This is a genomic window from Scytonema sp. NUACC21 (genome assembly GCF_054684315.1).
Map to the genome: position 1 here is coordinate 194,567 of NZ_BAAFZH010000103.1, position 16,622 is coordinate 211,188.

Consider the following 16,622-nt stretch of genomic DNA (forward strand, 5'->3'; position numbering starts at 1 on the left):
AGATGTTGGGTTTCGTTCCTCAAACGCCACTTGCTTCATTGGGGGGAACCCCCACAACGCAGTGGCTCCCCAACCTACGGGGTTTGGAAATTTAAAGCCCTTGGACTTCTGGCGCGGCTGATATTCTACAAACAAGAGTGGCAGACATTTGTGAGTAAGGTTCAAGCAAAAATTCCCAGGTACAAAAACCGTTTTCATCGGGTTGGACACCGTTTGTGGTTTTGTCTGCAATCACCTCAACCTTGACTTGCTCTAATTCTGAGACGGGAATGCGTTCAATTGTTTTTATGACTTTTGCCTCTGCTCCTATATTAGAAAGAAATAATGTCCTTATTTCTGTTAGCTTATTCCACTTGGTCAGATGGTCCTGTTCTTGTTTCTCTTTTGTGGTGCGTTGTACCCGCATAGCTGCATCTGGACCCCATCCTAGGGCAAACTTTTCACCAGGAGCGATAAACCCTACCGATGTCTTACCCACAAACTCTGTAGAACGCACTAAATCTACAGGTCCTGCAAGAATAGGGAAATTTGCCGTGTTAGCTTGCTCGCTTTTCAGAACAACTTGACAGGCGACTTCTGGCATCAAAATATACTGTACCAAAGCATCGGAGGAGAAAGACAAAATTGGCACGCGGTAGGGGCGACCATCAGAGGGAATTGTAGCTTTTGTGCGAGCGCGGAGATTGCGAACTTCCCCACCATCATCAACACCAGGTATATCAACAGTCGTAGGGGTTGCTGGGGAAGTGGTCGTAGTCCCTGTTCCCAAACCTGTTGTCTGAATCGTTTGATTCCTGGCTTCAATCACGATGCGCTGAGATTTTTCCTGTACTTTTAACTCGTCATCTGTAAGTAGAGGTGGCTCGGTTCCCAGAGAAGCCCTGGCTGTGGAAAATACTAAGTCAACATTGTGCCAATCTTCACCAGTGTTTTGCCACACACAGCCATCCATCCGAAAGGAGACGCTGGATTGTTCTTCTAGTAGCAAATGGGCTTGATGCCAAGGACGCCACATAGCATTGGGCACTACGTAGTCAAAAGCAATTTCGTATTCACCAGCTTGAGCGATCGCTAAATCTGCCTCAATATAAGCAGAATACACCAGATCGGGGCGAGACAGAGCATTTGCTCTAGCAATTAAATCATCAATCTGCTGGCTCAAATGCTGCTGAGTATGGTAGTTACTCAAAATTTCTTCACGAAGTTCCCGTAACTGCTTAAACAGGGTAGATAACTGTTCGCGCCAAGATTTGGGATCGATTTGCCCCCACACGGCATCCACAGGTAATTCCTGCAAGCTTTTTGTTAGAATCGTATTGACCCGTTGATAACAAGACTCCAAATGTTGGCGGTCTTCGCAAGTATTGTTAAAAAATTGGACAAGGGTTCTGAATTCTGCGTGCAAAGCTTGAACCTCAGCAGGTCGTTCTGCTTCTTTAACAAGCATTTTGCGACGGACACGCACATCATCAATACGTGCGTCTGGATACTCGCGACAATACTCCGCACGGAGAGATTTATCTGAAAGTACTGGAGCAACTTGCTCAACTCTAATTCTCCACACTCCCTGGCTCAAGTGAACTTTACCCATTCGCCGCACCTGTGCCCGGTCTTCCAATAGAGTGACTGAAGATACAGGTGCATCTAGTGTTAATTTCTGTACTTGCATACTTAGCAACCCAACATACAGGTTAATATTTTGATTATCCTTCTCGCCTATTTCCACCAATCAATTCGCTATCAACAAACGTCTTGATAGTGTACTCAACCGATAAATTTGCTTGCTCTCGTGCTGGAACTTCAACCAGCCAACGGTAGCCGCCCTGTATGGGTGCAGAACGTTCTTGTTGTTTGTACTTCTCCCAAGGAGGAGTAACCCGTTCAACTTGAACCTCAACCTTAGCACCTTCAGCAGGAATGGGAAGGCGTTCTCGCACTTCTATTTTTGCGGTTCTCGACATCAAGTTGGTAATATCGATTTTGATGCGATGGCGCAGTTCGTTGAAAGCAACTATTGTTTCGCCCGATCGCACTTCCTGATAAGATGTATTCCGAGCCACCTTAATGCTTTGTTCAACCCCAAGCCCCAGTTCCATGTGTCCCTGAGGTGGAACGGTAGCAATATTAGTAGATAAAATATACTCACCGTCTACATAAACATCCGCAGAACCAGCTAGTAAAGGTGCTACCAAGGGATTGCGAAGTTGGGCAATTCGGAAGACATTAGTATCTTCACGGGGAACAACTATATAGCGTAAATCTACATCTGTTGTTTTGCCAGTCAGTGCCACAGAATGAAATTGTCCGTCTGAGGGGACATCCACCCGTCCATCAGCGCAGTAGGCATAATCAAAGGAGCCAGCCACGGTTCGCACGTTAATACCACCAGGAGGAAGTGTTACCTGCAGGCAGCTTAGGGCATCATTCACTGCTTGTTGTACGACTTCCAAGACATCGAAATTCACCACAACCTGCTGGCGTTTGAGGCTTTCTAAATAAACTTCCTCTTGTTGTTCAATCGATAATTTACCGCGCTTTGCACGGTTATTTGCTGCGCCCAGTCGCATCATATTGTATGCCAGGAGTGAATCAAAAGCTCCTCTTTTACTTTGAGTGGTTCCGGTGCTTCGCCCCATGCTGCGAGTTACAGGTTCTGGTGATGGCGCTGGCATACTTCGCGTAACCATATAACGCACAGCAGCAATTTCTTCATTTTTCTCGGACGGTAGGGTAATGCCCAAACGTTGTTGTAAGGCGTTAATCAACTCTCGGGCAGACTTTTGGCTCAAATATTGGATTTGTTGTAAATCTTCTTGTGTAAAGTTCAACAAATCTGCAACAGTGTTAATTTGAGCGCGTTTCAAAGCTTTACAGGCTGCCGTACTGAGTTGCAATTCTTCAATAGAAATAGAGATCGTGGCATCTTGAGGCGGTTCGTCTGCGTCATATGCACTGTATCCAGGACCGGAAGCAGCAAAGACCGGCTCAACTTCTTCCAGACTTTGTAACTGTCTGTTTGAAGAGTGAAGAACTCTCAGGGGTGGAACATGCACTGATGAGAAGTCAGTTGCGATACCGGCTTTAGCCGTTAGCTTCGCTATCGCACTTTCTCTTATGCTGCCAAGTAGAGCCGCCTCCTGTTGTCGGTCATAGTCCTCAAAAAGTAGCTCTACACCAATTGGGGGTCTGCGCCATCCCGATTTTTTACTTACGGGTTGGGCTTTACCAAGTCGTAAGGACGGTAATTCTGGTAGCGCACACCAAGCCAATGGTTCAGCAGTGGAAAGTTCCAAACGTACCCCTGACCAATCTTCACCCGTGCGCTGACTAATAAGCGATCGCACCGCAATAGAAGCCCTAGACTCCGCACTATTTAAACGGCATACATAAGTCGGTGTCCAACGTGCTCCAGGAACAAAATACTCTACAACTAACTGCCCCACCCCATCATTAGGGGCTTCACCTTCATAACTCAAGCTAACAATTGCTGTTTTGCGAAGCTCATTTGGTCTGGCATCCTTTGCACTGGAAGCCAGACGCTGCTTTTGTTCCAAGTCTGTCAAATTTTCTCGAGCCAATCGCAGTTTTTCCGTATTTTCTCGCATTTCCTGAATGCGGAGGCGAATTTGCTCGTCACTGAAATTTGCTAGGGCGAGGCGGGCGCTTGTTGGGGAAGGCGGTGGGGCTTTACCTGGCTCTTCTTTAGGTCGGTTTGGTACGTGTAACTCATCTAATACCTCAATTTCATTCTCAATGAGAGTGATGAGGTCTTCTAACTGTCGGACTTGAGCAGTTGCACTACGTATTTCTTCATCCAGAGGCGGAGTGGGTATCTCTGGAGGTGGTGGAACAGCTAAACCAATGCGAACATCAGTAGCGAGGGGCGCTGTTCCCCGTTCTACTTCCACTTTTACCCTGACACTGGTATCGTCAATAGCCAGAGGTAGCCCAGCGATTTCTACCTGTTCTGGCAATTCTCCTGGTGTCAGAGCTAACTCTGCAATCCGGGTGACTGTTGCTCCAGCAGAGTAGACCTTCACAGTTTCAATTCTAGATTTTAGTTGCGTTACTGTCATAATGAGAACAATGACTGCTGGTAATTCACTTGGTTATAACACGGGAAAAAGAAACTCGGTTTTTCTCGAAGAATTTCTTGACTTGACACTATGGTACATTAGTACTATTATAGTACTAATACCAGGCGTACTTTGTACGTATAACCGCAGGCTTTTGCCTGATGGCGGTTGGTTCATGACGTGAGCTAAGTACACTTTCCGTAAAAGTAACTATCTCTACAAATCTCTGCGTTTACCGTGCCACTTTCAGCATTGAACTGGCATAACTTTTCATACAGGTTTATTTAGGTGTTTATCCTCAAATTGTAAGGTTTGTCAAAAACTTTCATTATCAAGGGTGACGCTTAAAAAAACGTGAATTAAGATGATTCGTGACTATTCTCAGGGTAGGAGTAAATATGGCTAAAAAAACACCAAAGAATAACAGTGCTAAAGTTCAAAATAACAAATTTACACCCGATCGTAATACCAGAACTAAATTCACTCTTTACAATTTTGCAGGCAAGGAAAAAGCTTATTATCTAGTAGATAAAGTCCATTTAGAAAGAAAGCCTGGTGATATTCCAGAACAATCTGTAGCCCATAGCATCATTATTATCGATCGCTCTGGTTCAATGTGTGGTGACATTCAGGCATTAAAAGACACTTTGATTAAACTTCTAACTCTTGATGAATACATCAATTTCCAGCTAGTTATCACCTTAATATCTTACTCCTCTAAAGGAGATGTCACTTGCCACTTCCAGCGAGTTCCCATTCAGGAAGTGATGAAACAAAATTCTCCCTATTTAGAAGCGATTAGAAAAATTCGGGCTACTTGTGCAACCTGCATCTCTCAATCAATGGAGATGGCAAAATCAATGATAAAAGAGGGAGAATTGACCGCTATAACTCTCCACAGCGATGGCTATGCTAACGATACCAGTCCTAGCGCAGAGGCAAAAGCTTTGGAGAAGATATGCGAAGAACTCAAAGGCAAAGATGTTTTTGTGAACACCATTGCTTATTCCTACTCGTCTGACTTCAAGCTTCTTTCCAAAATTGCCAATATTGTTTCAGGTGTTTGCATCAAAGCTGGGGATGTCAAAGAAGTTTATAACGCCATTTACAGCACTTCCAAATTATTAGGAGGTTCAGTGGCTCCAGCGATAGAAGAACCGTTAGCAGCCGATTACAGTTATCAAATTTTATTCTCTAGAAGTGCTAAAAAAGTTAACGGTACGACGAGAACTTTAAAAATCTGTGGATTGAAGCCAGATGATGAAGTTATTATCTATAAATACAAGCAAATCACCAAAGAAAGTTACGAACAATTAGATGTTCCTGTCGCACAGAATGATGAATCAGTATACGCATTTGCAAAAGCCAATTTAGCAGAAGGAAATTTGAATACTGCTAAGTATGCGATCGCGAGTACCTTTAACGCCACTTTAACCGAAAGACACGCTAAAGCGCTAACAAACGAGCAAGTTGCAGATTTTACACAAGATATTGATATTGCGCTGTTCTATCCCAACATTTTGGGCGAGCATGAAATTTTAGATAAGGTGAAGGTGAATGAAAGAACTTCCGTACTAGAACTCATCAAAATTCTTGAAGAATATCGTAACAGCATCATTATTAACTTCAAGCACTTACAGGAAACCTATCAAAGAAAGGGAATCAAAAGAGTTAGAGGTTCCAGGGATGAAAATGGCAACCTTGTCAAGCCTTGGTTAACAACTGAATACATAGATAAAACTGATTATATTGGCATGGGGTCGTTTGAGATTAACCACAACACCGCCACAGTCAATATGCTTGTCACTCGCAAAGTCAGGCTGGTTAAATCAGAGGACAAAACTCCCATTATTGAAGTTGCAGGATTGTTGGTTAATGACCTAGCGACTTTTAATAATTACACCATTGTCAGTGATGGCGACCTCAATGTGAAATCATTGCGAGTGAAAATCAGTAGCAAGAAAGCTTTTGAAGCGCTGAAAGAACAAGGCGTGCTGGAAAAAGACGGCTGTCCTGCAAAAGACTTTGACTTCCATGATGAGTACACTATTCAGCTAGACAATTTACCTTTAGTACCTTTTGAGGGACATTACACCAGTGTCGATGGTTTATTCAACCAATTAGCTGAAATCAAAGTTCTTACCAGTATTATTGCTGCTCACCTGAAAGAAGAATCAGATGTCTTTCTACCAGAACAGTTGGAAGAACTGAAAAAGCATTATCTCTCTAAGAGTCTGTACATTAACTTCCCAACAACCAACGAATATACTGACATCAATGAAGCCCTAGCAACTGGCACTATTGATTCTAGAGTCAGCTATAAAATCGATATTGGAACCAAAGATATTCTCAATCTCAGCAAACTGCATTCTGCAAATAAGTTTCTTGACAGAATGTATCAAGTGTATGACAAAGAGACTGGCGAGATTTTCCAAAAGCCTACTTTTGAACTCGCTTTTAATGAAAATACTGCCTACAGCCACAAGCAACTGTCATCCCGTACAAAAATTACAAAAGTGGATGAGTTCATGAAACCCATTTTCGATAATTTTTTAGGATTAGAGAAAAATGGTGTAGTGACAGCTATCCTAGCAAGAGTCGGCGCTGATAATTTGGTGCGAGTTTTGCAAGATAAGTGGGAAGGAAAACCAGTTAGCAAAGAGGAGATGGTGACAGCTTTAACAGCAGCCAATAAAAAATTAGAAGCATATGTAGAAAGAATCTACCGCGACAAAATTTGTCCTTTGGTATTCTACATTGGTTCTACAGGTCTTTTGCCAGATGAGATGCATGCCCGTGCATCCACTGCAGATGAACTTGCGGCAAAATATCCCAACTTGCAGTTCTCGAAAGATGAGCAAGAAGGGACATTTTTTGAGGTAGGAGACACCATTCTCACTGTCTATGCTAAGACAGAGTATTATACCAAGAAAATTGCTGTTGGTGTAGAAGAATAGAGCAAGGATGAAGGATAAAGGATAAAGGATGAAACAATTTTTTTTCATTCTTTATCCAACAAGCTGTGGGTAAAAACCTGGAGCTGTATCTAAGTAATATAAAATTTTGTAAAGCTGGTTCTTTACGCAGTCTCGATTTTCTTGTCTTGTATTTATTATGGTCAGAGAGGGAGAGGCTGCAATTTGTATGTTTATTTAACTTTTATAGACCAGTGAGGTTGCAAGGCAAGCAAGAACAGGGTAAATTATGGGCATACTACTGAAAAGTTGATGACTGCCAACTTGTATTGATGGTGTTATTTTAATCATAAATTGTTATAGGATCTAGATTGAGTCTTTAGTAGGTACATTGAGATGAGGAGCATAAATTAAGAAAGAAAAACATGAATTTATTACATAAGCTTTTAAAAAAAATAGGTCGTCCTCTCCACTCAGTCTCTGCATCTGCTGCAGCACTGTTATTACTAATGGTAGCAGCCTATATCGGTAACTATTTTAGCCTGCCTTTCTTTTTTGGGTTGGATTTTTTATTTGGCAGTATAGCTGTTTGGATTGTCATGTCTCTGTATGGAGTCTTTTGGGGAATAATAACAGCTTTTATCGCCAGCACCTACACCTATATTTTATGGGGGCATCCCTATGCGATCGCTATCTTCACGTGCGAAGCTTTATTTGTCGGATTACTCTTGCCCCGCAAGCAACAAAACACACTCTTACTAGATGTAATTTATTGGTTATTTATCGGTATTCCTTTAATATGGATATTTTATTATGGTATTATGCATCTGCCACTGATACCTACACTGTTGATTGTATTAAAACAGTCAGTAAATGGGATTTTTAATGCACTTTTTGGCAGTTTAATTATTACTTATATACCAATTCCCAAATTGGGAAATCAACCTCAAACAAAAACGACTTTATCTCTCCAACAAACTTTATTAAATTTATTGATAGCTTTCGTTTTTTTACCCGCGCTATTACTGACAGCGTTGAATGGCAGATATGCTTTTGAAAATATTCAAAACCAAATCATTTCTGATTTACAGATATCATCGAGAGAAATTAGTACCGCAGTCACTTCCTGGCAAAAACAAAATTTACTTAAGTTACGGGAAATAGCCGATCTAGCTAGTGACATGAGTCAAGACGACCAGAACATATCTATTTTCCTCTCCAAAAGTATTGAAAACACGCAGAAAAAGTTTCCATTTTTTCAAAAAATATATGTTTTTAATAGTGAAGGTAAAATAACTTATGCATATCCAGAAAAAGATGATGATAGGTTAATTGACAAGACTATTAGTGATGACATTAAGTTTCAGCAACTTAAAAATACTCAAGATAGTATACTTTTATTTCCATCGAATAAAATAAATTCAATAGATAAATCTTCTACGGTTGTTTTAGGTACACCTATTTTTAAAAATAATAATTTTATAGGTGGTATTTTTGGAGAAATTCAATTACAAGCTTACAGTCATATTATTAATGAATATAACAAAGAAGATCTTTATATAACTATAGTAGATGCTAAAAATAAAGTCATTGCATCTACATATTCTAGCACGGAAATACTCAAACTTATTAATAGCGAGTGGGGCAAAAAAATACGTCAGATAGATGCCATAACTGCTCAATGGTTACCTATTGCTCCTGGTACACCAATCATAGGGCGGTGGCAACAATCTTTTTACATACACCGAGTACCAATTGGCGAAATACCCCAATGGAATTTAATAGTTGGAATTCCCATCAAGAAACAGGTTCAAAGCCTGCAAAATATTTACATTAACAATCTAGCTATTGTGCTACTAATAGCTGTAGTAGCTTTAATTGTTGCTGTTGTTACCAGTTACAAATTAGTTGAGCCAACATTAAAGCTGGCACAAGTAACAACTGATTTACCAGAAAAGCTATTAAGTCAAGCAAAGGTAAGTTGGCCTGAGAGTAAAGTCACAGAAATTCATTCCTTAACTCGCAACTTCCAAACAATGGTAGTTGCTCTTAACCAAATGTTTCAAGAAATTAAAACTGCTAAGGAAACTTTGGAGCATCGGGTTGAGGAGCGGACAGAAGAATTATCAAGAATTAATCAAGAACTGGAATCTGAGATTATCCATCGACAAAAAGTAGAAGCTATTCTCCGCGAAAGAGAAGAACGTTATGACTTAGCAATTTCAGGTACGAATGATGGGATTTGGGACTGGAATCTACTCACCAATGAAGTGTATTACTCGCCAACTTGGATGAGAATACTTGGATATGAAGACGAACCCCTACCTCATGTTGTATCTTCTTGGCTAGAACGCGTACATCCAGATGACTTAGAAAGTGCAAGGGCAGCTATTAATCAACATTTAGCTGGTGATACAGAACGTTACGAATACACCTGTAGGCTACATCACAAAAATGGTCATTACATATGGATATTGGCTAAAGGTAGATGTATTTGCGATGACCAAGGTAAGCCTTATCGCTTTGTTGGTACAATTGCCGATATGACAGAGGAAAAATTAGCAGAAGAACAACTGAAAGCTGCTAAAGAAGAAGCTGAAACTGCCAACTCTACCAAAAGCCAGTTTTTAGCAACTATGAGCCACGAAATTCGCACGCCAATGAATGCAGTTATTGGCATGACGGGGCTGCTACTCGACACCGAACTCACGCCACAGCAGCGAGAGTTTGTCGAAATTGTCCGCAATAGTGGCGAGAACCTATTGACACTCATTAATGAAATTCTCGATTTTTCTAAAGTTGAATCTGGGAAACTGGAGATAGAGAAACAACCTTTTCATCTCCGCACTTGTATTGAGGAATCGTTAGATTTACTAGCTCCTAAAGCGACAGAAAAAAGCATTGAATTGGCGTATCTGATGCATCCATCAACACCGGAAATAGTGGTGGGAGATATGACGCGCCTCCGTCAGATTTTAGTGAATTTGCTGAGTAATGCTGTCAAGTTCACGCCAGCGGGGGAAGCGATCGTCTCAGTAACAGCAAGAACTCGGGCTCAACAAAATGTCCAAACACCTATTTGCGAAATTGAATTTGCGGTAAGAGATACGGGTATTGGCATTCCCAAAGACAAGCAAGATCGGTTATTTAAACCCTTTAGCCAAGTGGATGCTTCTACTACCCGCCAATATGGCGGTACTGGATTGGGACTAGCAATCTGTCATCGACTCACTGAATTAATGGGCGGTAAGATGTGGCTGGAAAGTGACACAGGTAAGGGTTCTACTTTCAGCTTCACTATCCTCGCGGAGGCTATTGCTCATTCACCCTTAATGGATAACCCTATTTATCAGCACTTTCTTGCAAACAAACGTCTGTTAGTCGTAGATGATAACGTTACAAATCGCACATTAATCAGCTTACAAGCCCAATCTTTTGGGGCAATCGTCCAAGCTGTTGGGTCGGGAACAGAAGCGTTAACTTACCTGCAACAGGGAGATCGTTTCGATACAGTCATCCTCGATATGCAGATGCCATCTATGGATGGCTTAACCCTAGCCGCAGAAATCCGCAAGCTGCCAAACTCTCAGCATTTACCTCTAATTCTCCTGACTTCAATTGGGCAAATAGAACGGGAACGACAACTTTTAGACCTTAATTTTGCTGGTTTTTTGACTAAACCAATCAAGCGATCGCAACTTGGAAATGTCTTAATTAGCGCCCTAAGCAAACAGGTTGTTCCTGCTAATAGTTCTGGTTTAACATCTTCGCCTTTTGATACCAAACTAGCTGAACGTCTGCCCTTGAGAATTCTTTTAGCTGAGGACAATATAGTTAACCAGAAAGTTGCCCTGAGTATTCTCAAAAAATTGGGATATCGGGCTGATGTTGCTGCTAATGGTTTGGAAGTATTAACCGCTTTGCAGCGTCAAACTTATGATGTCATATTAATGGATGTACAGATGCCAGAAATGGACGGGTTAACTGCCACTCGCCACATTTGCCAGGAATGGTCAGCATCGGCGCGTCCTTGGATTATTGCCATGACTGCTAATGCCATGCAAGGTGACAAAGAAGCTTGTCTGGAAGCAGGTATGAATGACTACGTTAGCAAACCCATTCAAATAGAGGCTCTCAAACAAGCTTTAAGTAAATGTCAGCCCAAATCTCACCTCTGATATCTTGCATCTAACAGAATCAATAATGAATTATGAAAAAAACGCTTGCTCTACTTTCTTTGAGTCTGGGTATCGCCCTCATTCATCCTGTCTGGTCAGTTATTGCTCAAATCCCTACCGTAACGCCATTACCAATTCCTAACACCTCAACCGAACCCGTACCTCCACTACTTGAAGCAACAGACATGGGAACGTGTAAATCTCCGTCCCGATGCTTGGGTTGGGATGAGCAAATTTGGGGTGGACGGGGTAAACAGGGCGATAAACAAGCTTTACTTGCTTCTATCGATAACAGCTTGCGTTATTTACAAACTGATAAGGCAGTTTTGGCTTATCAAAATTATCCCATTCAAGAAATTACCCTAGATCGCGTGCGTCGTAGCTTGACACGTTTTCGTCAGTTAGTTATCAACTCTAACTCCCCAGCGCAATTGCAAGCAGCTGTTCGTCGGGAGTTCGTCTTTTACAAATCAGTTGGTAATGATGCTAAGGGTACTGTTAAATTTACGGCATACTATGAACCGGTTTATACGGCAAGTCGCGATCGCACACCAGTTTATAAGTATCCTCTTTATCGACTTCCACCAGATTTTGAACAATGGGCTAAACCTCATCCCAAACGTATTGAGTTAGAGGGGAAAGATGGTTTGTTGGGAGATAAAAGCCAGTTACGCGGTTTGGAGTTATTTTGGTTTCGCAATCGTCTGGATGCATATCTAATTCACATCCAAGGTTCTGCCCAACTCAAACTGACTGATGGCAAAACAACCTCTGTTGGCTTTGCCGGTGGAACAGATTACCCTTGGACTAGTATCGGCAGAGAACTCGTGAAAAATGGGAAGCTAAAGCGCGAAAACGCTACCATGCCCGGTATAATTGCGTACTTTAACCGAAATCCCAAGGATTTAAATGAGTATCTGCCTCGGTGGGAACGCTTTGTCTTTTTTAAGGAAACCAATGGAGAACCTGCTTCTGGCAGTCTGGGTGTACCCGTAACACCAGAACGTAGCATTGCTACAGATAAATCTCTCATGCCGCCTGGAGCACTAGCACTCATTTCTGCCTCATTTCCTTATCCCAAAAAAGGAGGAGGGTTGGAATTCCGTCAAGTGAATCGCTTTGTGCTTGACCAAGACACAGGCAGTGCCATCAAAGGTCCGGGACGGGTTGATTATTTTGTCGGGACTGGCTCTTTAGCGGGCACTCGGGCTGGTATCACAGCCAGCAATGGAAATATGTATTATTTGCTGATAAAAGAATAATGTCAGAGCCGAAATCTAATGTATGGTGGGCAGTGCCCTCCATACAAATTGAGGTTTGCAGTATTCAGTTATTCGCTCCTACCTTAAGCAATTTTCCTGAAAATATGAAAGCTTAGCAAATTATTAAACTATAACTTTTCAATATTGTTACTAATGTATATTTTTTCTTTATTTTAGATTATTAGGTACTTAACCAATTGTCAAGAAAATAAAACCAAAAGAGAGTAATTATATAATAAGTTTCTTTTGATAGCACCAGGGCAACTTGGTGTCAAATTCTTTATTCAAAATAACGGGTGTGACCATTTATCCACCTCTGTTTAAGTGTCTAGTGTGATTAGAGTAAACTTGAACTTTCACAAATTGCTTTTTTAAAGTGAGGTGCTTATTCTGCATCAAATAACATTCTTTTTAACAACTGCAGTATTTATTCACCACGAGAGTTTCTATCTGTGGAAGCCCGAACTGCCAGGGTTTTACCTGACTTCCAATGTGCTGCTGGCTCTATCTTACTACGCTATTGCAGTGGCACTGGTCTATTTTTTTGGCAAGCGGCAAGACTTACCTGATTCGGTATTATTGTTATTTAAAATTTTACTAGTTGCCGGTGGTACAAAACACCTGATAGAAGTTTGGTCACTTTGGCATACAAACTATTGGTTGTCAGCAGGGCTCACAGTAATGACTGGATTTGTAGCCCTGTACACCGCTCTTAAATTGCCTTGGGTTATTTCTCAAGCCCTTGGTGCTCGCAAACACCGTGAACTGGCACTGCAAGCCTCTGAAGCCAAACTCAGCGATATCCTTAACAGTGCAAGAGCAACAATCTGTTGTTTTCGAGTATTTCCCAATAGGAATTGGGAGTATGAATACTGCTCTGCTGGTTCTGAGGAAATCCTCGGCTATACTGTGGAGGAACTCATGGCAGACAAATCTCTTTGGATGTCAACAATACAAACAGAAGATTGGGAAAACGAGACCGTATCATTGTATGAAGATATTTTCGCCGAACGCACCTTCGACGTAGAATATCGATTTCGCCATAAAGATGGTTCTGTGCGATGGGTTTTGAGTAAGTGTTGTTCCAGGCGGGACACGGGAGGAGATTCCTGGATTGTGACCTGTGTATGCACGGATATCACTTCACTTAAGCAAGCAGAAATAACTTTGCGACAAAAAGCAGAACGAGAACGCCTGATTTCACAATTGACCCAACGCATTCGCCAATCTTTAAGCATAGAGGAGGTTTTGAATACAGCAGTTACTGAAGTGCGGCAATTGCTGCAAGCAGACCGAGCCTTAGTTTATCAGGTGATGACGGATGGTACGGGCACTGTTATTAGTGAAGCGGTGGCTGAGGGTATTCCGATAATTACTGGAGAGCCATTGCCTGAAGAAATCTTTCCTAAAGAAAATTATCAACTTTATTATGAGGGGCGTATCCGAATTGTCACGGATATTGAACGAGATGAAATGGCTCCGTGCCTTGCAGAAACCCTCAAACAACTGGGTGTTAAGTCTAAAATCGTGATTCCCATTCTAGGGCAGGATAGTCTTTGGGGGTTGTTAATCGCTCATCAATGTCAAACACCTCGACAGTGGTACTCGTGGGAAGCAGATTTGCTGACTCAGTTGGCAGGTCAATTAGCGATCGCCATCCATCAAGCTGACCTTTACCGCCAGATACAAACAGAACTTTTGGAGCGTCAACAGGCAGAGTTAGCTCTCAGACGTGCCTTGGAAAGAGAACAGCAAGCAATATACCGGGAGAGATTGATGGGGGTTATTGCTCAAAACATTCGTCAGTTTCTCAATTTAGACTCTATCTTGACTACTACCGTAGAGGAAGTACGCCAGTTTCTCCAGGTTGACAGAGTTGTTATTTACCAATTTGACTGTGACTGGTATGGAACAGTGATAGCCGAATCAACATCAGATCCATCTTTTTCGATTCTCGGTCAGGAAATTCAAGACCCATGTTTTCAAAGAAGTATCTCCCATTCCTACTCTCAAGGACGCATTCATGCAGTTAATGACATTTTAAAAGCCAATTTACCACCATGTTACGTTGAATTGCTCGCGCGGTTGCAAGTGAGAGCGGTGCTGGTTGTTCCCATTCTTATTCGTCAGAACCTTTGGGGGTTATTAATTGCTCACCATTGCTCTGTTCCATATCATTGGCAACAGGCAACTTGGCATCTCTTGCGGCAGTTAAGCACCCAATTAGCGATCGCAATCCAACAATCCGAACTCTATCAGCAGTTGGAAGGAGCAAATCGCGAGCTCCAGCGTCTTGCAACTTTAGATGGCTTAACTCAGATTGCGAATCGCCGCCGCTTTGACGAGGATATTGAGCGTGAATGGCAACGTTCAAAACGAGAACAGTCCCCCTTGAGTTTGCTCATCTGCGATATGGATAACTTTAAGCTTTACAACGATTACTACGGTCATCAAGCAGGAGATAACTGTTTGCAACAATTTGCTCAAGCTCTAAGTAAAGTTGTCAAACGCCCTGCGGATTTGGTAGCTCGATATGGAGGAGAAGAGTTTACAGTGCTCCTACCTAACACCGATATTACAGGAGCAATACGGATTGCAGAGAAAATTCAGGAGGCAGTTACCCAACTTCAAATTCCTCACGTTCAATCTTCTGTCAGTCAATTTATCACTGTCAGCATTGGTGTCGCCAGCTTAATTCCCACTCAAGAGTTATTACCCGAACACCTGATTGCTATGGCTGACCGAGCTTTGTACGAAGCCAAAGCGCAGGGACGAAATAGTTTCAGTGTTGTTTATAATGACACCATTTTATGATTCCCACAGCAATCCTTAATGATTTATAAACATTCTCTGTTTTCTCATCCTCTGCGTCCTTGGTGTCTATGCGCTAGCATACACGCTAAGCGCAAAGTACACGCTCCGCGTTGAAGAAGCCCCTTACTTAACTTGAATTGGTGCGAGAGCAACACCTCGGTAATAGTAATTCAAAATTTGCAGGTGGTTGTATCCCCGCAAAGCCAAATTGTATGCTCCCCACTGGCTCATTCCCAAAGCATGACCGTAACCAAGCCCTGTGAGAGTGAAACTTCCATTCCCGTTGCTGACGGTAAAACGAGTGCTTCTCAGCTTGAGCGCTGTACGTACATCTTCACCCCTAAGAACTTTCTCTCCTTTGTCACCAACAATTTTTAAGGCTTTGACACTACCAAAAGGTGAGGTACTCTGGGGAACCATTTGCTTGACATTGCCAACTTCAGGAATCTGGGCGCTAATTTCTGCTGGCGAAAAGGTTCTAACCCAATTGCATTCCCTAACATTGCGATCGAAGTCAGGTACAGCGCGTAAATATGGTACGCTGTTTCCCCATACATCTTCTACGTTTTCCGTGTGTCCGCCAGAACAAGCATGAAAGACTGAGAGAATAATTCTATTTTTATAAGTAAGAACCTTTCCTGCTGTCGCATCAACCGCGGCGTAAGTACTGGCAGATTCTTTTTTGACACCTTCGTAAATTTGCCAGCGATCGGGAGTATCTCCTAAATCGTAAACTGGATTGTTGCGCTGTCTTTCCCGTTCGTAAAGTGCATAAGTGCGGGCAGCGATCGCCTGTGCTTTCAGCGCTTCCATCGGCCATCTGGCATCCATCTCGCCACCAAGAACGCTGTAAAGATATTCTTCCATATCTACCCAGTTGACCGCTGTTAAGCCCTTTTGTGTAGGAATTATCAGAGTCCTGCCTCGATACCAGTTATCTCCTATATAGACATACCCTTTAGCTGTGGGCTCTATCCAAAATAAGCTAGATTGCCACTTATCCAGCGCAACTCCACCCCCAATAGGTTGGGCATAATATGAATTCAGTCGTGGCAATTGCCCTAGGGTACGACCACTACTATCTTTGACAATTGCAGTGGTAGAACTACCGACTTTGACTTGATTAACATCCCTCTCAATGGCTATACGCAGAATAACCGATGCTTGAGCTGGGGCAACCATAGCTATCCATATAAGGATACCAAGCCACCAATGACGTACTTTAATCTGGGAAAATAAAAAACTTGGGAACCGTTGGAATTTCATGGTCACAATACAATTTACTCGTGTACGTTGGACGCCCGATAAGTGCTGTAGTTTCCCCTGGCTGGGATTCAACTCCATCAAATATAAATGAACAGTCCAGCTCTAGCAACG

Annotated in this window: 7 protein-coding genes; 4 read left to right on the forward strand and 3 right to left on the reverse strand. The window is 42.2% G+C overall.

The window, feature by feature from the left end; genetic code table 11:
- Positions 1 to 91 precede the first annotated feature (91 nt).
- Both ACYRY3_RS35270 and ACYRY3_RS35275 read right to left on the reverse strand, forming a co-directional pair.
- Positions 92 to 1,726 carry a mucoidy inhibitor MuiA family protein gene (locus tag ACYRY3_RS35270; protein WP_460206335.1) on the reverse strand — a complete coding sequence of 545 codons (1,635 nt, stop codon included), beginning with the start codon at positions 1,724 to 1,726 and terminating at the stop codon, positions 92 to 94.
- Positions 1,704 to 4,076, reverse strand: a complete 2,373-nt coding sequence (locus ACYRY3_RS35275) for a mucoidy inhibitor MuiA family protein (protein WP_460206336.1) — start codon at positions 4,074 to 4,076, stop codon at positions 1,704 to 1,706. Before ACYRY3_RS35275 ends, ACYRY3_RS35270 begins: the two co-directional genes overlap by 23 nt.
- Before the next feature lie 398 nt (positions 4,077 to 4,474).
- Between ACYRY3_RS35275 and ACYRY3_RS35280 the strand changes: the two genes are divergently transcribed.
- The 4 genes from ACYRY3_RS35280 (at position 4,475) to ACYRY3_RS35295 (ending at position 15,245) form a co-directional block, all read left to right on the forward strand.
- On the forward strand, positions 4,475 to 7,033 hold the full coding sequence (locus tag ACYRY3_RS35280; protein ID WP_460206337.1) for a vWA domain-containing protein: 2,559 nt from the start codon (positions 4,475 to 4,477) through the stop codon (positions 7,031 to 7,033).
- A 383-nt stretch (positions 7,034 to 7,416) separates the two neighbouring features.
- A complete protein-coding gene (locus tag ACYRY3_RS35285; RefSeq protein WP_460206338.1) occupies positions 7,417 to 11,169 on the forward strand; it encodes a response regulator in 3,753 nt (1,250 codons plus the stop codon).
- Positions 11,170 to 11,201: 32 nt separating this feature from the next.
- Positions 11,202 to 12,431 (forward strand): murein transglycosylase A, encoded by a 1,230-nt coding sequence (mltA, locus tag ACYRY3_RS35290; RefSeq protein WP_460206339.1) that lies wholly within the window; start codon positions 11,202 to 11,204, stop codon positions 12,429 to 12,431.
- Positions 12,432 to 12,812: 381 nt separating this feature from the next.
- Positions 12,813 to 15,245 (forward strand): sensor domain-containing diguanylate cyclase, encoded by a 2,433-nt coding sequence (locus tag ACYRY3_RS35295; protein WP_460206340.1) that lies wholly within the window; start codon positions 12,813 to 12,815, stop codon positions 15,243 to 15,245.
- Between the two features lie 123 nt (positions 15,246 to 15,368).
- Here the strand turns inward: ACYRY3_RS35295 and ACYRY3_RS35300 are convergent, their stop codons facing one another.
- Positions 15,369 to 16,511: a SpoIID/LytB domain-containing protein gene (locus tag ACYRY3_RS35300; RefSeq protein WP_460206341.1), complete on the reverse strand. Its 1,143-nt coding sequence runs from the start codon at positions 16,509 to 16,511 to the stop codon at positions 15,369 to 15,371.
- Positions 16,512 to 16,622 lie beyond the last annotated feature (111 nt).

Bases quoted from the DNA above. Each gene is read 5' to 3' on its own strand.
- mltA (WP_460206339.1), top strand. From the start codon at position 11,202: ATGAAAAAAACGCTTGCTCTACTTTCTTTGAGTCTGGGTATCGCCCTC.
- ACYRY3_RS35300 (WP_460206341.1), bottom strand. From the start codon at position 16,511: ATGAAATTCCAACGGTTCCCAAGTTTTTTATTTTCCCAGATTAAAGTA.
- ACYRY3_RS35280 (WP_460206337.1), top strand. From the start codon at position 4,475: ATGGCTAAAAAAACACCAAAGAATAACAGTGCTAAAGTTCAAAATAAC.
- ACYRY3_RS35275 (WP_460206336.1), bottom strand. From the start codon at position 4,076: ATGACAGTAACGCAACTAAAATCTAGAATTGAAACTGTGAAGGTCTAC.
- ACYRY3_RS35285 (WP_460206338.1), top strand. From the start codon at position 7,417: ATGAATTTATTACATAAGCTTTTAAAAAAAATAGGTCGTCCTCTCCAC.